Source organism: Salinarimonas rosea DSM 21201 (assembly GCF_000429045.1).
Classification (GTDB): Bacteria; Pseudomonadota; Alphaproteobacteria; order Rhizobiales; family Beijerinckiaceae; genus Salinarimonas; species Salinarimonas rosea.
The window spans coordinates 42,434-62,459 of sequence record NZ_AUBC01000013.1; the positions used below are offsets into that span (position 1 = coordinate 42,434).

A 20,026-nucleotide genomic window follows, 5' to 3' on the forward strand; every position below is an offset into this window, starting at 1 on the left:
ATGCCCGCTGACGGCGCCGCACAGGCGGCGCTCGCCGCCCGCCCGCCCGCCGAGGCGGCCGACCCGCGCCACGGGGCGGCCGCGGTGCCGCGCCACGTCGCCATCATCATGGACGGCAACGGCCGCTGGGCCGCGCGGCGCGGCCTGCCGCGGGTGGAGGGACATCGCCGCGGCGTCGAGGCGGTGCGCCGTGCAGTCGAGCTCGCGGGCGAGGCGGGCGTGCGCTACCTGACGCTCTATTCCTTCTCCGCCGAGAACTGGACGCGCCCGGCCCAGGAGGTCGCGGACCTCATGGGCCTGCTCAAGCACTTCGTGCGCAAGGACCTCGGCACGCTCCACCGCAACGGCGTGCGCGTGCGCGTCATCGGCGAGCGCGCGGGGCTGCCCGCCGACATCGTCGGCGTGCTGGAGGAGGCCGAGACGCTCACGCGCGCCAACACCGGCCTCACCCTCGTCGTCGCCTTCAACTACGGCGGCCGCCAGGAGATCGCGCGCGCCGCGCGGACGCTCGCCGAGGAGGTCGCCGCCGGGCGGCTCGCGCCGCAGGACGTCACCGTGGAGCGGCTGTCGGCGGCGCTGGACACGCGCGACATCCCCGATCCCGATCTCGTGCTGCGCACCTCCGGCGAGCAGCGCATCTCGAACTTCCTGCCCTGGCAGAGCGCCTATTCCGAGCTCGTCTTCCTGCCCGACCTGTGGCCGGACTTCGGGCGCGAGGCCTTCGCGAAGGCGCTGGCGGAGTACGCTTGCCGCGAGCGCCGCTTCGGCGGCCTCGGTGCCGGGACGCTCTGACATGCCCGCTCCCGGCCCGCGCGGCGACGGGCGCGGCTTCCTGCGCTCCGAGACCGGCATCAGGTTCCTGTCGGCGCTCGTGCTGGTGGCGCTGGCGCTGGGCAGCGCGTGGATCGGAGGGCCGATCCTCGCCGCGTTCTGGCTGCTGGCCGCCGGCGCCGCCGTCATCGAATGGCGCCAGGTCGGCAAGCTCGAGCGCCCGCTGCCGATGCGGCTCGCGCTGCTCGGCGGCACCCTCGCGCTCTCGATCGTGGCGGTGATCGCGCCGTCCGGGACGATCGTCCTCCTCGTCGCGGCCCTCGCGGTCGCCGCGGTCGCCGCCGCCGGCCGGACCCCGCGGGATCGTCTGTGGGGCCTCGTCGGGCTCGCGGTGACCGGCACGCTCGCCACCGCCCCCGTGATCGTGCGCGAGCACCCGGCGCTCGGCCTCACCGGCCTGCTGTGGATCTTCGCCGTCGTCTGGGGCACCGACATCGCCGCCTACTTCACCGGGCGCGCGCTCGGCGGGCCGAAGCTCGCGCCGCGGATCAGCCCGGGCAAGACCTGGTCGGGTTTCGTCGGCGGGCTCGTCGTCGGCACGCTCGCGGGCGCGCTCGTCGTCGCAGTGGGCGAGGCGCTCGGCTGGGAGCGGCCGCTCGGCTGGCCGGCGATCGTCGTCCTCTCCGCGGTCGCGTCGGTGATCGGCCAGGTGGGCGACCTCGCCGAATCGAAGCTCAAGCGCCACTTCAACGTCAAGGATTCGAGCAAGCTGATCCCCGGCCACGGCGGCGTGCTCGATCGCATCGACGCCTTCGTCGCGGTGTGCGCCTTCGTCCTGCTCGGCCTCGTGCTCGCGGCTCTCGTCGGCTGAGCCGCCGCGCGGGTGACAGGCGCCGCGCTATGCCTCATAAGGTGTCCGCAACGCGGGAGGGTCCATGCCGAACGACGACGAGGCGCCGACGGGCGCGCCGCGCCGCATCACGATCCTGGGCGCCACGGGCTCGGTCGGCCGCTCCACGGCGGACGTGGTGCGCGCGCACGCCGATCGCTTCGTGGTCGAGGCGGTGGTCGGCGGCCGGGACGCGGGGGCGCTCGCCGATCTCGCGGTGGCGCTCGGCGCGCGCTTCGCCGCGGTGGCGGACGAGGCGGCCGGCCCGGCGCTGAGCGAGGCGCTCGCGGGCACCGGCATCGCCTGCGGCGCCGGCGAGGCGGCGGTGATGGAGGCCGCGACCCGCGAGGCGGACGTGGTGCTCGCCGCCATCTCCGGCGCGGCCGGGCTCGCGCCGACGGTCGCCGCGATGCGGCCGGGGGTCACCATCGCGCTCGCCAACAAGGAATGCCTCGTCTCTGCGGGCGTCGCCTTCATGGCGCAGGCGCGCCGGCTCGGGGTGACGTTGCGCGCGGTCGATTCCGAGCACAATGCCCTCGAGCAGGCGCTCGGCGCCGGGCGTCCCGAGGACGTGACGGCCCTCACGCTGACCGCGTCGGGCGGCCCCTTCCGCACCTGGGAGCGCGAGCGGCTCGCCCGCGCGACGCCGAAGGAGGCGCTGAAGCACCCGACCTGGTCGATGGGCGCCAAGATCACCATCGATTCGGCGAGCCTGATGAACAAGGGCCTCGAGCTGATCGAGGCGCACCACCTGTTCTCCATGCCCGCCGAGCGGCTCGAGGTGCTGGTGCATCCGCAATCCATCGTGCACGGCCTCGTGCACTGGCGCGACGGCTCGATCACGGCGGGGCTCGCGGCGCCCGACATGCGCATCCCCATCGTCAACGCGCTCTCCGTCGACGGCGCCCGGCTCGACCTCGACGTGGCGCGGGTCGATTTCGCGGCGCTCGGCGGCTTCACCTTCGAGCGCGCCGACACCGAGCGCTTCCGTTGCCTCGCGCTGGCGCAGGCGGCGATGGCGCAGGGCGGCGGGGCGCCGACGGTGCTGAACGCTGCCAACGAGATCGCGGTCGCGGCCTTCTGCGCGGGGCGCATCGGCTTCTTCGGCATCGCCGACACGGTGGAGGCCGCGCTGGACGCCATGAGCGCCGCGCGCCTGCCGGCGCCCGGCAGCGTCGCGGACGCGTTAACGCTGGATGCGGAAACCCGCGCGCGGACGCGGGAAATCTTGCAAGATCGGGCATCGCGCCCGATCTCTTGACGATCATGGGGCAGGCGCACGGCGGGGTTCCCGCCGCGCAGCACGGGAACACGCCGCCGGAGCGCGGCCGGAGGAGAGCGAGATGGACTTCCTGAGCGCGATCGGCGGCGGCGCCGTCGACATCCTCTTCGGCTATCTCGTCCCGTTCGTCTTCGTGCTCGCCATCGTCGTGTTCGTCCACGAGATGGGCCACTTCCTCGTCGGCCGCTGGTGCGGCGTCGGCGTGCAGGCCTTCTCGATCGGCTTCGGTCCGGAGCTCATCGGATGGAACGATCGGCAGGGCACGCGCTGGAAGGTCTGCGCGATCCCGCTCGGCGGCTATGTCAAGTTCTTCGGCGACGCCGGCGCCGCGTCGACGCCCGACAATGCGGGCCTCTCGCAGATGAGCGAGGCCGACAGGGCGAAGAGCTTTCACCACAAGCCTGTGGCGCAGCGGGCGGCGATCGTCGCCGCGGGGCCGATCGCGAACTTCATCCTCGCCATCCTCGTCTTCGCCGCCGTGTTCTGGGCGAACGGCCGCACGGTGCTCGCGCCGCAGGTCGACGTCGTGCTCGAGAACAGCGCCGCCGAGCGCGCGGGCTTCCAGCCCGGCGACCTGATCGTGGAGATCGACGGGCGCTCGATCGTCAGCTTCAACGAGATGCAGCGGCTCGTCTCGTCCTCCGCCGAGGACCGGCTCTCGATCGTGGTCGACCGCGACGGCGCGCTCGTGACGCTCGAGGCGACGCCGGAGCGCCGGATCGCCGAGACCGCCTTCGGCGCCCAGCGCATCGGGATGCTCGGAATCCAGGCGGCGAACTCGCCCGACGCGATCCGCCACATCGAGTACGGGCCGATCGAGGCGCTCGGGCTCGGCGCCTACGAGAGCTGGTTCGTGGTCGAGCGCACGTTCGACTATCTCGGCCAGCTGATCACCGGACGCGAGAGCGCCGACCAGCTGTCGGGCCCGATCCGCATCGCCAAGGTCTCGGGCGACGTCGCGGAGGCCGGCGGGATCGTCTCGCTGATCACGCTGATGGCGGTCCTCTCCGTCTCGATCGGGCTCATCAACCTCTTCCCCGTGCCGATGCTCGACGGCGGCCACCTGATGTTCTACGCGGTCGAGGCGGCGCGCGGGCGGCCGCTGAGCGAGAACGCCCAGGAGATCGGCTTCCGCATCGGCTTCGCGCTGGTCATCTTCCTGATGCTCTTCGCCACGTGGAACGATATCGTTCACCTTATCAACCCGTTGACCGCCGAGGGGACGTGACACGAACGCCACGCCGGGGCAAAATTCCGCTCGGGTGGACGACACGGCGGTTGCTTGACCGCACGACTCGGTTAGAAGCGGGATTTGACCAGAACGGTCGGGGGGCGTTCCAGAGCCTGCCGGTCCGGGTGGCAACCCGTGGCAATCAAGAACGAGACGGGCTTATACATGTCGATGACAGTGGAACGCCGGCGTAAAGCGGCGAAGCGGACGTCCGTCGCACTCGCGGCGCTGATGGCGACCTTCACCGTGAGCGAGGCGGTGGCGCAGCAGGTCGTCGTGCGCGGCAACAGCCGCGTCGCCGACGAGACCATCCGCGCATACGTCACCGGCGTGAGCGCCGAGGAGGCCCGGCGCAACCTCGTCGCCACCGGCTTCTTCTCCGACGTGCGCGTCAGCCGCCAGGGCGGCCAGCTCGTCGTCACCGTCGTCGAGAACCAGATCATCAACCGGGTCGCCTTCGAGGGGAACCGGCGCCTGCAGAGCGAGGCGCTCCTCCCCGAGCTGCAGACCCGCGCCCGCCAGCCCTACAACCCCGCCACCGTCGCCGCGGACGTCGCGCGCCTGCAGGAGATCTACCGGCGCACCGGCCGCGGGCTGGCGACCGTGACGTCGCGGATCGTCGACCTGCCGGACGGGCGGATCGACGTCGTCTTCACGGTCGACGAGGGCACCAAGACCGGCATCCGCGAGATCAGCTTCACCGGCAACGAGGTCTTCTCCGACGGCCGCCTGCGCGACGTCATGACCTCGACCGAGTCGAACATCCTGTCGTTCCTCAAGACGACGGACGTCTACGATCCCGACCGTCTCGCCGCCGACCTCGAGCTGATCCGCCGCTACTACCTCCGCAAGGGCTACGCCGACTTCCGCGTCGTGGGCACGAACGTGCAGTTCGACCCGCAGCGCGAGGGCTACGTCATCGAGATCGCCGTCGAGGAAGGCCAGCAGTACCGCGTCGGCGCCGTCGCGGTCGACTCGCGCATCCCCGATGTCGCGACCGAGGAGCTGCGCCGGCGGGTGCTCACCCGCGAGGGGCAGGTCTACGACGCCACCGCGGTCGAGCGCACGCTCGTCGACCTGACGACCGAGGTCGCGCGCCGCGGCTACGCCTTCGCGCAGGTCCGCCCCGCGGGCGAGCGCGACCCGGCGGCGGGCGTCGTCAACATCACCTACATCGTCGAGGAGGGTCCGCGGGTCTACATCGAGCGGATCAACATCCGCGGCAACACCCGCACCCGCGACTACGTCATCCGGCGCGAGCTCGACCTCGGCGAAGGCGACCCCTACAACAAGGTGCTGATCGACCGGGCCGAGCGGCGGCTGAACGCGCTCGGCTTCTTCGAGCGCGTGCGCATCTCCAACGAGCCGAGCCAGTCGCCCGACCGCGTGGTGCTCAACATCGACGTCGAGGACAAGCCGACCGGCTCGTTCTCCGTCGCCGGTGGCTACTCCACGACGGACGGCTTCATCGGCGAGGTGTCGCTGGCGGAGGCGAACTTCCTCGGCCGCGGCCAGGCGGTCCGCATCGCCGGTTCCTGGGGCGAGCGCACGCAGGGCTTCGACTTCTCGTTCACCGAGCCGTACTTCCTCGGCTACCGCGTGGCCGCTGGCGTCGACCTGTTCTCGCGGTTCTCGGAGGCGTCCGACACCGGCCGCTACGATACGCGCACCACCGGCGGTACCCTGCGCTTCGGCGTCCCGATCACCGAGCAGTTCTCGGTCACGGCCCGCTACTCGATCTACCAGCAGGACATCGACGTCCCGGTGGCGTTCCGCGACAACAACGCCGCCAACGGCGAGGCGTCGCTGGCGATCAAGGAGGCCGCCGGCGAGACCCTGACCTCGCTCGTCGGGCTGACCTTCACCTACAACTCGCTCGACAACCCGCGGAACCCGCGTGAGGGCATCTTCGCCGAGATCCGGCCGGAGATCGCCGGGCTCGGCGGCGACTCGGAGTTCTTCCGCGTCACCGCGGATGCGCGCTACTATCAAGAGCTGTTCGAGGACGTGGTCGGCATCGCCCGCGTCCAGGGTGGCCACATCTCGGCGCTGGGCTCCGAGGACCTGCGCATCCTCGACCACTTCTTCCTCGGCTCGTCGCTCGTGCGCGGCTTCAAGTCCTCGGGCATCGGCCCGCGCGACATCTCGACGGGCGACGTCGCGAACGCGATCGGCGGCACGACCTACCTCGGCGGGTCGCTCGAGGTGCAGTTCCCGCTGCCGCTCCTGCCGCGCGACTTCGGCTTCCGCGGCGCGGTCTTCGCGGACGCCGGAACCCTGTACGACTACGAGGGCCGCACGGTCTTCTCCGGCGGGCAGACGATCCGCGTGCAGGAGAACGACGAGATCCGCTCCTCGATCGGCGCGAGCCTGCTGTGGGCCTCGCCGCTCGGGCCGCTGCGGTTCGACTACGCCTACGTCCTCTCCAAGGCCGACGCGGACCAGACGCAGTCCTTCCGCTTCTCGGGCGGGACGAGCTTCTGAGGCGGCTCGCCGGCCGCGGCAGCGGGCCGGCGGGGACGACCCGAATTCGGGCGCGCGGGGGATGGAGCCCTCCGCGCGCCCGTTCGTTTCAGGCATGCGCCGCGCGGTCCCCGGCCTCTCGTCCGCGACCGCGCCGCGCGCCGTGACCGCGCCGCGCGCCGAGGACGCGCCGCGCACCGAGGACGCCGGGCGCGCCGGCTTACCCAGGAGACCGCCTTGCCGGAGCCCGTGTTCTTCCCGACAGCCGGCGCGATCACGCTGGGCGAGATCGCCGATCTCGCGGGGGCGACGCTGCCCGCCGGCGCCGACCCGCAGGCCGCGATCGAGGAGGCGGTGCCCCTCGATCGTGCCGGGCCGCAGAGCCTCGCCTACATGGACAACCCGTCCTACGCCGAGGCGCTCGCGGCGACGGCGGCCGGCGTCGTGCTGGTCTCGAGGCGCTTCGCCGAGCGGGTGCCCGCGGGCTCCCTCGCCCTCGTCTGCGCCGAGCCCTACCGCGCCTTCGCCGCCGCGCTGGCACGGCTCCATCCGAGCGCGGTGCGGCCGGGCTCGTGCTTCGGTGCGCTCGGCGTCTCCCACGGCGCCCTCGTGCATCCGACCGCGCGCATCGAGCACGGCGCGACGATCGACCCCGGTGCCGTCGTCGGCCCGCACGCCGAGATCGGCAAGGGAACGGTCGTGTGCGCCAACGCGGTGGTCGGCCCGCATTGCCGGATCGGCCGCGACAGCGCGATCTCCGCCGGCGTGACGCTCGCGAATGCCCTCGTCGGCAATCGCGTCATCCTGCACCCAGGCGTGCGCATCGGGCAGGACGGCTTCGGCTTCGCCATGGGCGCGCGCGGCCACGCCAAGGTCCCGCAGATCGGGCGGGTGATCGTCCAGGACGACGTCGAGATCGGAGCCAACACCACGATCGACCGCGGCTCGGGCCGCGATACCGTGATCGGCGAGGGCACCAAGATCGACAACCTCGTCCAGATCGGCCACAACGTCGTCATCGGCCGGCACTGCGTCATCGTCTCCCAGGTCGGCATCTCCGGCTCGGCCACGCTCGGGGATTTCGTCGTTCTCGGCGGTCAGGTCGGCGTGATCGGCCACGTGACGATCGGGGACGGTGCCCAGATCGCCGCGACGTCGAACGTCAACGGCGACGTCCCGGCCGGCGCCCGCTGGGGCGGCACGCCGGCCAAGCCCGTGCGCGAGTGGTTCCGCGAGATCAACGCCGTCAAAACGCTTGCATCGCGGCGCGTTTTTGCCAAAGACGACGGCGACTGACGGGCGCACCGAGCACGAGGGGAGGCGACAGCATGAGCGAGACGACCGGCGAGGGTGGGCCGACGAGCCTGGAGGCCGTCGACATCGTCGAGATCCTGGAGCTCCTGCCGCACCGCTATCCCTTCCTGCTCGTCGATCGCATCCGCGACATCGACGGCGACCGCAGCTGCGTCGGCATCAAGAACGTCACCTTCAACGAGCCGCAGTTCACGGGCCACTTCCCGACGCGGCCGATCTTCCCGGGCGTGATGATCTGCGAGGGCATGGCGCAGACGGCGGGCGCCATCTGCGTGCTCAGCCAGCGCGCGGAGAAGAAGAAGCCCGAGCAGGTGTTCTTCATGACCATGGACAAGGTCAAGTTCCGCAAGCCCGTCCAGCCCGGCGACGTGCTCGAGTACCACATGACCAAGCTCAACCAGCGCCGGGCCATGTGGTGGTACCGCGGCGAGGCCTTCGTCGACGGCACGCTCGTCGCCGAGGCGGAGCTGTCGGCGATGCTGGTGCTCTCTTGAGCGCGACGATCCACCCGACCGCGATCGTCGAGGACGGCGCCACGCTCGGCGCGGGCGTCGCGATCGGCCCCTTCTGCCGCGTCGGCGCCGACGCGACGCTCGGCGAGGGCGTCGTGCTCGAGAGCCACGTCGTCGTCGAGGGCCACACCACGATCGGCGCCCGCACGCGCATCCATCCCTTCGCCTGCCTCGGCGGCCCGCCGCAGGACTACAAGTACGACGGCAGCCCCACGCGGCTCGTCGTCGGCGCCGACTGCACGATCCGCGAGGCGGTGACGATGCACCGCGGCACCCCGCACGGCGGCGGCGAGACGCGCGTGGGGGACCGCTGCTTCATCCTGGCCTACGCCCACGTCGCCCACGACAACCGGATCGGCGACAACGTCGTCCTGACCAACACCGCCATGCTCGGCGGCCACGTGACGATCGGCGACTTCGCCATCGTCGGCGGCGGGGCGGGCATCCACCAATTCGTGCGCATCGGCGCCTACGCCTTCGTCGGCGGGCTCGCCGCGGTGGAGCACGACGTCATCCCCTACGGCATGGCGATCGGCAACCGCGCCGATCTCGCCGGGCTCAACCTCGTGGGCCTCAAGCGCCGCGGCGTCCCGCGCGAGGCGATCCACGCGCTGCGTCACGCCTACCGCGCGCTGTTCGAGGGCGCGGGCACGCTCGCGGAGCGGGTCGACGCGGTCGAGGCGCAGTACGGCGCGACGCCGCAGGTGCGCGAGATTCTCGACTTCGTGCGGAGCGCCGGCCGCCGGTCGATCATGACCCCGGGCGCGGGCGCCTGACCATGGACGGGGAGGGGCCGGTCGTCGTCGTCGCGGGTGCCGGCGCGCTGCCCGCCCTCCTGATCGGCGCCCTCGACGCGGCGGCGCGCCCGCGCCGGGTGATCGCCCTGAAGGGCTTCGCCGACGCGGCGACCGGTCGGCGCGCGGATCGCACGATGAGCCTCCTCGACGTCTCCGGCATCCTCGCCCAGCTCGCCGCCTGGCGGCCCGCCGCGGTGACGCTGGCCGGCGGCGTGACGCGCCCGTCCCCGGCCGCGCTGGCGAGCGGCGTCGCCGCCTGGCGCAACCGGCGCGAGCTCGCCGAGCTGTTCGCGCGGGGCGACGACCACCTGCTGCGCGGGGTCGTGGCCCTGCTCGAGGAGCAGGGCCACCGGGTCGTCGGCGCCCACGAGATCGCGCCCGACCTCCTCGCGCCCGCCGGCGTCCTCGGCACCGTCCATCCCGACGCCGAGGCGCGGCGCGCCATCGAAACCGGGTTTTCCTGCCTCGCGGCGCTCTCGCCCTTCGACGTCGGCCAAGCCTGCGTCGCGGTGGCGGCGCGCGTCGTCGCCGTCGAGGGGGCGGAGGGGACGGACCGCATGCTCGCGCGGGTCGGCGGCGGCGCGGCGGGACGGCTCGCGGGCCTCCTCCCGGCGCTGCGGCGGGCGACGCCGGCGGCCGGCGTCCTCGTCAAGTCGGCGAAGGCGGGGCAGGACCACCGGGTCGACCTCGCGGCGAGCGGCCCGCGCACGGTGCGCAACGCCGCCCGCGCCGGGCTCGCCGGCATCGCTCTCGGCGCCGGCGCCACGCTGACGATCGAGCGCGACGCCATGATCGCGGAGGCGGACCGGGCGGGGCTCTTCCTGGTCGGCGTCGACCCGGGCGCCGCCCGCCCGGGGGAGGTGCCGGCATGACGGACGCGCCGCTCGTCTACCTCGTCGCCGGGGAGGAATCCGGGGATGCGCTCGGCGCCGGCCTGATGCGCGCCCTTCGCGCCCGCGTGCCCGGCGCGCGCTTCGTCGGGGTCGGCGGGGCGCGCATGGCGGCGGAGGGGCTCGACAGCCTGTTTCCCATGGCGGAAATGTCGGTGATGGGCATCCTGCCGGTGATCGCCCGGCTGCCGTCGCTGCTGCGACGGATCGACGAGACCGCGAAGGCGGTCGTCGCGGCGCGGCCCGACGTCCTCGTCCTGATCGACAGCCCGGACTTCACGCATCGGGTCGCCCGGCGCGCCCGCAAGCGGCTGCCGGGGCTCACCGTGGTCAACTACGTCTCGCCCACGGTCTGGGCCTGGCGGCCGGGGCGGGCGAAGGCGATGCGGGCCTATGTCGACCACGTGCTCGCCCTCAAGCCCTTCGAGCCCGCCGCGCACGCGCGCCTGGGGGGCCCGCCCTGCACCTACGTGGGCCATCCGCTGATCGAGCACACGCAGGCCCTGCGCCCGGGCCCCGGCGAGCGGCGGCCGATCGGCGAGGGGCCGCTCGAGCTCCTCGTGCTCCCCGGCAGCCGCCGCTCCGAGGTCTCGCGCCTGCTGGCGCCCTTCGGCGCGGCGATCGCCCGGCTCGAGGCGACGCTCGGCCGCGACGTGTCCCTGACGCTTCCCGCCGTCGATCACGTCCTGCCGCTGATCGAGGCGGGCGTGCGCGACTGGCCGCGGGCGCCCACGATCGTGCGCGGGGAGGCGGCCAAGCGCGCCGCCTTCCGCCGCGCGCACGTGGCGCTGGCCGCGTCGGGCACCGTGACCCTCGAGCTCGCGCTCTCCGGCGTGCCGATGGTCGTCGCCTACAAGGTCTCGAAGCTCGAGGAGCAGCTCAGATGGCTGCTCACGGTCGACACGATCGTGCTCGCCAACCTCGTCCTCGGCGAGAAGGCGTTTCCGGAGCTGGTCCAGGACGCGTGCCGTGGCGAGACCCTCGCCGACGCCCTCGCGCCCCTGTGCGTCGACGGCCCGGCGCGATGCGCCCAGCTCGAGGCCATGGCCCGCATCGACGCCGCCATGGACCTCGGCGGCGAGACGCCGAGCGAGGCGGCGGCGCGGGTGATGCTGGAGACGATGGCGGGCTGAGCGCGGGCGAGGCGCCGCGCGAGCGGCGCCGTCGCGGACGTACCCGTTGACGATCGCGCCGGCACGTGTCGCTATGCGCGCTTCCGCAACGTTCCCCCCGCGACACACGCCGATGACCGTACGCGACCGCCTGGAGAGCATCCTCTCGCGCCTCGACGCCCGTGCCGGCGACGAGCGCGTGTACACCCGCCTCTACCCGGAGGCGGCCCGCGCCGCCGCGGACGCCGCCGATGCGCGGCGGCGCGTCGGGATCTCGCTCGGGCCGCTCGACGGGGCGGTCGTCTCGATCAAGGACCTGTTCGACGTGGCCGGCGAGCCGACGAGCGCGGGCTCCGCCATCCTGCGGAACTCCGAGCCGGCGCGGGCGGATGCGCCGGCCGTCGCCCGGCTGCGCCGGGCCGGTGCGGTGATCCTCGGCAAGACCAACATGTCCGAGTTCGCCTTCTCCGGCATCGGCATCAACCCGCATTGGGGCACGCCGGGCAACGCCGCCGATCCCGCGCGCGTGCCGGGAGGCTCCTCCTCGGGCGCCGGCGTGAGCGTCGCGGAAGGCACCTGCGACATCGCCATCGGCACCGACACGGGCGGCTCCGTGCGCATCCCGGCGTCGCTGAACGGCGTCGTCGGCTTCAAGCCGACGAGCCGGCGCGTGCCGACGGCGGGCGCCTACCCGCTCTCCCGCTCGCTCGATTCGATCGGCCCGCTGGCGCGCACCGTCGCGGAGTGCGCGGCCGCGGACGCCGTGATGGCCGGTGCCGAGCCGCAGGCGCTCGCGCCGATGCCGGTGGCGGGCCTGCGCATCGGCGTGCCGCGCGGGCTCCTGTTCGGGCAGGTCGAGGACGTCGTCGCGCACGCGTTCGAAGCCGTGCTCGAGCGGCTCGTCGCCGCCGGCGCGCGGATCGTCGAGCACGAGATCGACGACCTCCTCGACGCCATGGCCGAGGCCGCGACGAAGGCGGGCGCGCCGCTCGTCGCGATCGAGGCGGCCGGCGTGCACGCCCAGATGCACGAGGCCCTCGCCTCCGCCTACGATCGCAACGTGCTCGCCCGCATTCGCCTGGGTGCCGGCGTGAGCGCGGCCGCATACCAGGTCTACCTCGAGACGCGCCGCGCGCTGATCGACGCGATGGACCGGCGGCTCGCGCCCCTCGACGTGCTCGCGCTGCCCGCGACGGCGACCACGGCGCCGGAGATCGCGGCGCTCGAGGCCGACGACGACGCCTTCCGGCAGGCGAACCTCCTGATGCTGCGCAACACGAGCTTCGGCAACCTGTTCGATCTCACCGGGATCAGCCTGCCGATGCCGAACCTGCCGCGCCCCGCCGGGCTCATGCTCATGGCCTGCGGCGGTCGGGATCACGCACTGCTCGCCGCCGCCGCCGGGGTGGAGCGGAGCCTCGGCTGAGGCCGCTCAGCGGCCGGTGAAGAGCAGGGGGCAGAGCGCGGCCACCTCGGGCGCCACGGGCACCCCGCAGGCCCGCGCCAGGAACCAGGCGCCGCACAGGTTCGAGGTGAGGAGCGGGATGCCTCGGTGCATGGTGCGCATGCGCAGCGTGTGCAGCGTGCGTGCGCCGGTGCCCGAGATCAGGATCGCGTCGCAGCCGTGCGGATCGAGCGCGTCGTGGGCCGCGAGCACCTCGTCGTCGGTCATCTCGTAGGCCTTGAACGTGTCCGCCACGGCGTGCGTGTGCGCCACCTGGAAGCCCGCGTCCCGCCAATAGCCGACCGCCTCCGCCGTGAGCCAGCCGGGATAGGGCGAGACGAGCCCCAGCGACCGTGCGCCGATCGCCCGCAGCGCAGCGGAGATGGCGAGGCTCGCCGTCGCGACCTCCGCCCCCGCGCGCTCCGACAGGGTGCGGCAGAGCTCGGCGTCGCCCTTCGGGCCGAGGCGGTACGAGGCTCCCGTCAGGGCGACAAACACCGCGCCCGGAGCGAGGTCGCCGAAGGCGGTGACGGCGCTCGTGTAGTGATCGCGGTAGACCTCGTTGCGCTCGGACAGCGAGCGCCCCGCCTGGTAGGGCAGGCGCGCGATATAATAGTCGATCGCCGCCGGCAGGAGCACGCGCATCTCCGGCTCGACCGCCGGGTTGGCGGGAGGGACCACGATCCCGGCCCGGGAGCGCGACGTCTGCGGCCTGGTTGCGCTCATCCGGCAGTTCCCCACGCGGGCTCGAGACGCAGTGCCGCCCGCCGATCACACGAGATTATGCCGTGGGCGCACGGACTGTCAACACAATGGCTTCCGTAACGAGAGTGGCCACATCCGCCAGCCCGCCGGTGCCGACGCTGGCGAGAGCGCTGCATGCATAGGAAAAAGCGTTTGCCTTTAGGGCGCTCCTGTTCCGTCCGGAGTTCGCTCGCCGCTCGGGCATGCCGAGGCCTGCACCGACCGCTGCAAAAATACTGTTGACAGGTTGACGCAGTCATATGACGTTTGCTCCAGCGCCCACACGAACCGCCGAGACTTCGGCCGCGGAGGCCTCGAGCCGCCGTCGACAAGAAGAGCGGGCGCGACGTTCCAGAGCGGGAGGAGAGAATGACCTTGCGAGAGCGGGTGGGCGGATGCTTGGGCTCCGCCGTGTTGACCGCCGTGCTGACCTTCGCGGCCGTGCCGGGCGCCTTTGCCCAGGCGACCACCTTCGAGAACCAGACGATCGATCTGTATGTCGCCGGATCGGGCGCGCTCGAGCTGCATTCGCGCCTGATCGCGCCGTACCTGCAGAAGCACCTGCCCGGCAATCCGGACATCGTCGTGCGCTCGATGCCCGGCGCGGGCGGGATGGTGCTGGCGAACTGGCTCTACAACGTGGCGCCGCGCGACGGCACCGCGATCGCGAACTTCCTGCCGTACTTCGCGATCAGCCAGGCGGTCGGCGTGCCCGAGGTCCAGTACGACGCCGCGCGGTTCGCCTATCTCGGCAGCCTCGCGCCGATCAACAGCGTGCTCGCCACGTGGAACGAGACCACGCAGGCGCGCAGCTTCGAGGAGATCCGCGACGAGCCGGTCAAGCTTGGAGCGACGTCGCGGTCGTCCATCACCTATATCGGGCCCACCTTCACCAACCGGTTCCTCGGCACCGACTTCCAGATCGTGATGGGCTACCAGGGCACGGCGCCGATCATGCAGGCGATGGAGAGCGGCGAGCTCAACGGGCGCGTCGCCGACTACGAGGGGATCGTCGGCCCCTATCCGCACTGGATCGAGCAGGACCTCGTCACCATCCACTTCCACACGGGGCTCGATCCGGACGCCTCCCTGCCGGGCGTGCCGCGGCTGCTCGATCTCGCCACCTCGGACGACGAACGCGAGATCCTGCGCTTCCTCGCCAACGGCTCGGCGCTCGGCCGCGTCTTCGTGGCGCCGCCGGAACTCCCCGACGAGGTGGTGGCGACGCTCGAGGCGGCGTTCGCGGCCGCCGCGAACGACCCCGCCTACCGCGCCGAGATGGCGGAGCGCGGCATGCAGGTGGCCCCCAAGCGCGGCGCCGAGATCGAGGCGATCGTCTCGGCGACGCTCGAGGCGCCCGATCGGGTCATCGAGTCGATCACGGACATCTTTCGTCCGGAGTGACGGCGCGCCGTCCTGCGCCGCCCGTGTGCCCGCCGGGATCCGGCGGGCACCCGAGCGCGCCTGCCTGGTGTCTCGCGGAGGAACTCATGAGTGAAGCGGTGGTGAAGACGAGCGACGTCGTGGTCGTCGGCGCGGGTCCCGTCGGCCTGGTGCTCGCCTATCTGCTCGGCCGGCGCGGGCTGAGCGTGACCGTGCTCGAGCGCAACGAGGCGATCGTCACGGAGCTGCGGGCGAGCACGTTCCATCCTCCGACCCTCGACCTGCTCGAGGGTGTCGGCATCTCGCTCGTCGAGCAGGGTCTCGTCTCGCCGACCTGGCAGGTGCGCGACCACGCGAGCGGCGACGCCGCCGTCTTCGACATGGCGATCCTGGGCGACGAGACCGGCCATCCCTACCGGCTGCAATGCGAGCAGCACAAGCTCTCCCATACCGTGCTGGCCGCGATCGAGGCGGGCCTGCCGAATGTCGAGGTGCTCTTCGACAAGCCGGTCGCGGCGGTGTTCCAGGACGCGAACGGGGCCGTCGCCCGCTGCGAGGACGGCGAGAGCGTGCGCGGGACCTATCTCGTCGGCTGCGACGGCGCCCGCAGCCTGGTGCGTGCGGCGATCGGCCAGACGCTCACGGGCAAGACCTACCCCGAGACCATGATCCTGGCGACGACGCGCTTCGACTTCGCGGCCGCCATGCCGAACCTCTCGAACGTCAACTACGTCTGGACCAGCCATCCGGACCTGACCGAGACGTTCAGCCTGCTGCGCGTGCCCGGCCGCTGGCGGGCGAGCCTCTACCCGCTCCCGGGCGAGAGCGAGGAGGAGGCGCTGTCGACGGCGAGCATCGAGCGCAAGATGCAGGCGGTCTTCCCGCGCGACGAGCCCTACGAGGTGCTCGAGCGGCGCGCCTACCGCATCCACCAGCGGATCGTCGAGCGCTACTACGAGGGCCGCATCGTGCTGTGCGGGGATTCCGCCCACGTCAACTCGCCGAGCGGCGGCATGGGCCTCAACGGCGGCGTCCACGACGCCTTCTGCCTCGCGGAGAAGCTGCCGGACCTCGTCGCGGGGGCCGGACCGGAGCTGCTGGAGCGCTACCAGCGCCAGCGCCGCCCGATCGCCGAGGAGCAGATCCTCAAGCAGGCGGACGCCAACCGCGCCCGCATGCGCGAGACGGATCCGACGCGCAGGCGCGCGCTGCTCGACGAGCTCAAGGCGATCGCCGCCGATCCGCGGCGCCTGAAGGAGCGGCTCCTGACGACCAGCATGATCGCGGGGCTTCGCCAGTCGAACGCGGTCGCGTGAGCGCGGCCGGGCTCGGCCGAGACGGGACGGGAGGCTGACGTGGGACATGGCACGGTCGCCCGCGAGATCGCGGACCTCGTCGCCGCCGAGGGCGTGACGGCGCAGTTCGTCCTTCTCGGTGACGGCAACATGCATTGCGCCATCGCCGCGTCCGGCCTGCCGGGCATGGCGACCTACCACGTCCGGCACGAGCATGCGGCCGTCGCCATGGCCATGGGCCATCAGAGCGCCGCCGGCGGCGTCGGCTTCGCTTCCGTGACGCACGGGCCCGGCTTCACCCAGGTGACGACGGCGCTGGTCACGGCCGTGCGGGCGCGCATCCCGCTCGTCCTGCTCGCGGGGGAGGCGCCGGCCGGCTCCTCCGGCCAGGCGATCGACCAGGCGCCCCTCGCCGCCGCCTGCGGCGCCGGCTACGTCGCGATCCGCCGGCCCGACGAGGTGCGCGGCGCGGTCGCGGAGGCCTTCTATCGGGCCCGCGTCGGCCGGGGCCCCGTCGTGCTCGGGCTGCCGGCCGATCTCCAGCGGGCCGCCGCGGCGCCCGCGCCCGAGCCCTACCGTCCTTCGCTGTCGGACGTGCCGCGCCTCGGTCCGATGCCGGTCGTGCCGGAGGACGCCCGTGCGCTCGCGCAGGCGCTGCACGCCGCGCGGGCGCCGCTCGTCCTCGCCGGCGCCGGAGCCGTCGCCGCCGGCGCCCGCGACCTCCTGCGGGAGATCGCCCGCGCCGGCGACGCGCTCCTCGCGACGACCCTGCCGGCGCGCGGCCTCTTCGACGAGGACCCCGGCGCCCTGGGCATCGTGGGCGGCTACGCCGACGCCGCCGCGCGCGCCTATGCGGCGCGGGCGGACCTCGTCCTCGCCTTCGGGGCGAGCCTGTCGGCGCACACGACGGAGAGCGGTCGCCTGTTCCCGAGGGCGCGGATCGTGCAGGTCGACGAGGCCCCGGGGGGCCGGGTCGGCGGGCGACCGGTGGCCGACGCGCACGTGCGGGCCGACTGCGCGGTGGCCGCCGCGGCGGTGCTCGAGGCGCTCGGCCGGCTCGGGCACAAGCCCGCGCGCAACCGCGCGCCCGAGGCCATCGACGCGGTCCGCCAGGAGCGCGCGCGGCGCGATCCCGTGGCGCTCGAGCCCGGCACGCTCGACCCGCGCGCCGTCTTCGGCGCGCTCGAGCAGGTGCTGCCCGGTCATTGGGACGTGGTCTCCGGCTCGGCGCACCAGGCCTACTGGCACACGGCGATGCGGGGCGGGACGCCGGAGCGCTACCACGCCATCCGCGCCTTCGGCGCGATCGGCAACGGGCTGCCCATCGCCGCCGGTGTCGCGGCGGCGCGGCGGAACGGCCGCGTCGTGCTGTTCGAGGGCGATTCCAGCCTGATGATGCACGTGCAGGAGCTCGATACGCTGGCGCGGCACGGGCTGCGGCTGCTCGTCGTCTGCTGCAACGACGGCGGTCACGGCGGGGAGGCGCATCTGCTCGAGGCCGAGGGCCTCGACCCCGCGCCCGTGCTGCACGGCCGTCCCCGCTTCGCGGAGATCGCGCGGGCCTTCGGGCTGCGCGGTCGCACGATCACCGACCTCGACGACCTCGCGGGAGCGCTCGCGGCCTACGAGGCGCAGGGCACGAGCGAAGTCTGGGACGTGCCCGTGTCGCGCACCGTCCAGTCCCCGCGCAAGCGACGCCAGGTCGCCGACGCGGCCCGCCCTTGAGCGTCGGGCGATCCCCGACGAGATCTCGTCCCCCGGAAGGCAGGCCCCCATGGAAGCGGACATCTTCGGCTCGGCGTTCGGTGCGCTCGTCATCATTCTCGACCCGGTCCGGCTCGCCTTCATCGTCGGAGGCGTCCTGCTCGGGCTCGCGCTCGGCATCGTCCCGGGCCTCGGCGGCATGGCCGGCATGGCGCTGCTGCTGCCCTTCACCTTCGCCATGGACCCCTACACGGCGTTCGCCGTGCTGATCGGGATGATCTCGGTCGTCAACACGAGCGACACCATCCCGGCGGTGCTGTTCGGCGTGCCGGGCACGTCGGCGGCGCAGGCTACCGTGATGGACGGCTTCCCGATGGCGCGGCGCGGCGAGGCCGGCCGCGCGCTCAGCGCCGCCTACGCCTCGTCGCTCCTGGGCGGCGTCTTCGGCGCGCTGATCCTGGCGCTGCTGATCCCGTTCCTGCGGCCGCTGATGCTGTATGTCGGCACGCCCGAGCTCCTCGGCTTCTCGATCTTCGGTCTCTCCATGGTCGCCGTGCTCTCGGGCTCGAGCCCGCTGCGCGGGCTGGGGGTGGCCGGGCTCGGCGTGATGCTCGCGATGATCGGGCTCGACCCCCAGACCGGCACGATGCGCTGGACCCTCGGCTCGCTCTATCTCTGGGACGGCCTGCCGATCATCCCGGTGGTGATGGGCCTGTTCGCGATCCCGGAGATCGCCGACCTCGCGATCCGCCGCTCGGCGATCGCCAAGGACGCGCGCTACGACGTGCGCGGCGGCATGCTCCAGGGCCTGCGCGACGTCGCGGCGAACAAGCTCCTCGTCCTGCGCTCGGGGATGATCGGCGCCGCCATCGGAGCGATCCCCGGTCTCGGCTCGTCCGTGATCGACTGGCTCACCTACGGCCACGCCATCCAGACCGTGAAGGGTGCCAAGGAGACGTTCGGCACGGGGGACGTGCGCGGCGTCATCGCCGTCGAGAGCGCCAACAACTCGAACACGGCCGGAGCGCTCGTGCCGACGCTGGCGTTCGGCGTCCCGGGCTCGGCCTCGATGGCGATCCTGCTCGCGGCGATGCTGGTCCACGGCCTCAACCCGGGCCCGTCGATGCTCGAGGAGAACCTCGACCTGACCTACGCGCTCGTCTGGTCGATCGTCGTCGCGAACGTGTTCGGCGCCGGGCTGTGCTTCCTGTTCAGCGGCTACATGGCGCGCATCGCGCTCGTGCGCGTCTCGATCCTGTTCCCTCTCATCGTCTCCGTCAGCTTCCTCGCTGCCTATCAAACGTCGCGCAGCTGGGGCGATCTCTACGCGCTGATGATCTTCGCGGTGATCGGCTGGACCATGAAGCAGCTCGGCTGGCCGCGCCCGCCGCTGATCCTCGGCTTCGTGCTCGGGCCTCTGGTCGAGCGCTACCTCTTCATCTCGATGGAGCTCTACGGATTGGCCTGGCTCTCGCGGCCGGGCGTCGTCACCCTGCTCGTGCTCTCCGCGCTCGGCTTCCTGCCGCCCCTCGTCGGGGCCCTCGCGCGGTTCCTGCGCGGGCGCCGCCGGCTGCGCCGGCCGAGCCTGGAGCCGTCCGACGTGGTCTCGCTCGTGCTGATCGCGACCATCGGGGCGATGCTCGTCGTCGCGTGGGACTGGAGCTTCGGTGCCAGGGTGGTGCCGCTCACGGTCGGGCTCTTCGCCTTCGCGGCGCTGGCCACGAGCCTGCTCGTGCGCAGCCTCGGGCTCGCGGGCGAAGCCGCCGAGGAGGAGGGCGCCGCACCGCGCCGCAAGCCGATGCACATGGACCTCGCCGGCTCCGCCGCGGAAATGCCGCCCGGTGTGCTCGTGCGTCGCGCGGCCGTCATCGGCGGCTGGCTCGTCGGCTTCGTCGCGGCGATCGCCCTCTTCGGGCTGATCCCGGCCGCGATGCTCCTCACCACGGGCTTCATGCTCGTCGAGGGGCGCGAACGGCTGCCCAAGACGCTCGTCCTCGCGGGCGGGCTCGGGCTCTTCCTCACGCTCGTCTTCGACCGCCTCCTCGCGGTGCCGTGGACGGGGTCGTGGCTCGGCTCGGCGCTGCCCGTCCTGCGTGCGATCCCCTCGATGTAGGACGCTCGCCTGTTGAGAACGGCCGGCGCGCGGAGGAACCTCCTTCCCCGCGCCGCCCCGACGTCGTAACCCGGGGCGACGG

Annotated in this window: 16 protein-coding genes; 15 read left to right on the forward strand and 1 reads right to left on the reverse strand. The window is 72.9% G+C overall.

Annotation, left to right across the window (positions count from 1 at the left end):
- Positions 1–108 precede the first annotated feature (108 nt).
- The 11 genes from G407_RS0111200 to G407_RS0111250 all read left to right on the forward strand — a co-directional run bounded on the left by G407_RS0111200 (position 109) and on the right by G407_RS0111250 (position 12,687).
- The gene (locus G407_RS0111200; protein ID WP_052341275.1) at positions 109–792 is read left to right on the forward strand and encodes an isoprenyl transferase; all 684 of its coding nucleotides are present in this window, start codon (positions 109–111) and stop codon (positions 790–792) included.
- A gap of 1 nt (position 793) precedes the next feature.
- Positions 794–1,642 carry a phosphatidate cytidylyltransferase gene (locus G407_RS0111205; protein WP_043539578.1) on the forward strand — a complete coding sequence of 283 codons (849 nt, stop codon included), beginning with the start codon at positions 794–796 and terminating at the stop codon, positions 1,640–1,642.
- Positions 1,643–1,706: 64 nt separating this feature from the next.
- Entirely contained in the window at positions 1,707–2,921 is a 1,215-nt protein-coding gene (gene dxr / locus G407_RS0111210; protein ID WP_052341247.1) for a 1-deoxy-D-xylulose-5-phosphate reductoisomerase, read from the forward strand.
- An 82-nt stretch (positions 2,922–3,003) separates the two neighbouring features.
- Positions 3,004–4,170: an RIP metalloprotease RseP gene (rseP, locus tag G407_RS0111215; protein WP_029030869.1), complete on the forward strand. Its 1,167-nt coding sequence runs from the start codon at positions 3,004–3,006 to the stop codon at positions 4,168–4,170.
- Positions 4,171–4,338: 168 nt separating this feature from the next.
- Positions 4,339–6,657 carry an outer membrane protein assembly factor BamA gene (gene bamA / locus G407_RS0111220; RefSeq protein WP_043539580.1) on the forward strand — a complete coding sequence of 773 codons (2,319 nt, stop codon included), beginning with the start codon at positions 4,339–4,341 and terminating at the stop codon, positions 6,655–6,657.
- Between the two features lie 216 nt (positions 6,658–6,873).
- Positions 6,874–7,932 (forward strand): UDP-3-O-(3-hydroxymyristoyl)glucosamine N-acyltransferase, encoded by a 1,059-nt coding sequence (gene lpxD / locus G407_RS0111225; protein ID WP_029030871.1) that lies wholly within the window; start codon positions 6,874–6,876, stop codon positions 7,930–7,932.
- Between the two features lie 32 nt (positions 7,933–7,964).
- Positions 7,965–8,444: a 3-hydroxyacyl-ACP dehydratase FabZ gene (fabZ, locus tag G407_RS0111230; protein ID WP_029030872.1), complete on the forward strand. Its 480-nt coding sequence runs from the start codon at positions 7,965–7,967 to the stop codon at positions 8,442–8,444.
- Positions 8,441–9,238, forward strand: coding sequence for an acyl-ACP--UDP-N-acetylglucosamine O-acyltransferase (gene lpxA / locus G407_RS0111235; RefSeq protein WP_029030873.1), 798 nt, complete (start codon positions 8,441–8,443; stop codon positions 9,236–9,238). Before fabZ ends, lpxA begins: the two co-directional genes overlap by 4 nt.
- Positions 9,239–9,240: 2 nt before the next feature.
- Positions 9,241–10,131, forward strand: a complete 891-nt coding sequence (locus G407_RS0111240) for an LpxI family protein (RefSeq protein ID WP_029030874.1) — start codon at positions 9,241–9,243, stop codon at positions 10,129–10,131.
- Positions 10,128–11,282, forward strand: a complete 1,155-nt coding sequence (lpxB, locus tag G407_RS0111245; protein ID WP_029030875.1) for a lipid-A-disaccharide synthase — start codon at positions 10,128–10,130, stop codon at positions 11,280–11,282. Before G407_RS0111240 ends, lpxB begins: the two co-directional genes overlap by 4 nt.
- 112 nt (positions 11,283–11,394) lie before the next feature.
- Positions 11,395–12,687, forward strand: a complete 1,293-nt coding sequence (locus tag G407_RS0111250) for an amidase (protein ID WP_029030876.1) — start codon at positions 11,395–11,397, stop codon at positions 12,685–12,687.
- A 6-nt stretch (positions 12,688–12,693) separates the two neighbouring features.
- Here G407_RS0111250 and G407_RS30420 read toward each other — a convergent pair whose 3' ends face one another.
- Positions 12,694–13,431: a maleate cis-trans isomerase family protein gene (locus tag G407_RS30420; RefSeq protein WP_156917559.1), complete on the reverse strand. Its 738-nt coding sequence runs from the start codon at positions 13,429–13,431 to the stop codon at positions 12,694–12,696.
- A 387-nt stretch (positions 13,432–13,818) separates the two neighbouring features.
- On the opposite strand from G407_RS30420, the gene G407_RS0111260 reads away from it, so the two are divergent.
- From G407_RS0111260 to G407_RS0111275, 4 genes are all read left to right on the forward strand, one after another.
- Complete coding sequence (locus G407_RS0111260) at positions 13,819–14,853, forward strand: tripartite tricarboxylate transporter substrate-binding protein (protein ID WP_084327471.1); 1,035 nt, start codon at positions 13,819–13,821, stop codon at positions 14,851–14,853.
- 86 nt (positions 14,854–14,939) lie between these two features.
- Positions 14,940–16,148, forward strand: coding sequence for an FAD-dependent oxidoreductase (locus G407_RS0111265; protein ID WP_029030878.1), 1,209 nt, complete (start codon positions 14,940–14,942; stop codon positions 16,146–16,148).
- A 39-nt stretch (positions 16,149–16,187) separates the two neighbouring features.
- Positions 16,188–17,852, forward strand: a complete 1,665-nt coding sequence (locus G407_RS0111270; RefSeq protein ID WP_052341250.1) for a thiamine pyrophosphate-binding protein — start codon at positions 16,188–16,190, stop codon at positions 17,850–17,852.
- A gap of 49 nt (positions 17,853–17,901) precedes the next feature.
- A complete protein-coding gene (locus G407_RS0111275; protein ID WP_029030880.1) occupies positions 17,902–19,944 on the forward strand; it encodes a tripartite tricarboxylate transporter permease in 2,043 nt (680 codons plus the stop codon).
- The last annotated feature ends 82 nt before the right edge of the window (positions 19,945–20,026 follow it).

What these genes read in the sequence shown, in the direction of transcription:
- fabZ (WP_029030872.1), top strand. Translation starts at nt 7,965, where the DNA reads ATGAGCGAGACGACCGGCGAGGGTGGGCCGACGAGCCTGGAGGCCGTC.
- G407_RS0111265 (WP_029030878.1), top strand. Translation starts at nt 14,940, where the DNA reads ATGAGTGAAGCGGTGGTGAAGACGAGCGACGTCGTGGTCGTCGGCGCG.
- bamA (WP_043539580.1), top strand. Translation starts at nt 4,339, where the DNA reads ATGTCGATGACAGTGGAACGCCGGCGTAAAGCGGCGAAGCGGACGTCC.
- G407_RS0111275 (WP_029030880.1), top strand. Translation starts at nt 17,902, where the DNA reads ATGGAAGCGGACATCTTCGGCTCGGCGTTCGGTGCGCTCGTCATCATT.
- G407_RS0111260 (WP_084327471.1), top strand. Translation starts at nt 13,819, where the DNA reads ATGACCTTGCGAGAGCGGGTGGGCGGATGCTTGGGCTCCGCCGTGTTG.
- dxr (WP_052341247.1), top strand. Translation starts at nt 1,707, where the DNA reads ATGCCGAACGACGACGAGGCGCCGACGGGCGCGCCGCGCCGCATCACG.
- lpxB (WP_029030875.1), top strand. Translation starts at nt 10,128, where the DNA reads ATGACGGACGCGCCGCTCGTCTACCTCGTCGCCGGGGAGGAATCCGGG.
- G407_RS0111205 (WP_043539578.1), top strand. Translation starts at nt 794, where the DNA reads ATGCCCGCTCCCGGCCCGCGCGGCGACGGGCGCGGCTTCCTGCGCTCC.
- G407_RS0111250 (WP_029030876.1), top strand. Translation starts at nt 11,395, where the DNA reads ATGACCGTACGCGACCGCCTGGAGAGCATCCTCTCGCGCCTCGACGCC.
- G407_RS30420 (WP_156917559.1), bottom strand. Translation starts at nt 13,431, where the DNA reads ATGAGCGCAACCAGGCCGCAGACGTCGCGCTCCCGGGCCGGGATCGTG.
- G407_RS0111200 (WP_052341275.1), top strand. Translation starts at nt 109, where the DNA reads ATGGACGGCAACGGCCGCTGGGCCGCGCGGCGCGGCCTGCCGCGGGTG.
- rseP (WP_029030869.1), top strand. Translation starts at nt 3,004, where the DNA reads ATGGACTTCCTGAGCGCGATCGGCGGCGGCGCCGTCGACATCCTCTTC.
- G407_RS0111240 (WP_029030874.1), top strand. Translation starts at nt 9,241, where the DNA reads ATGGACGGGGAGGGGCCGGTCGTCGTCGTCGCGGGTGCCGGCGCGCTG.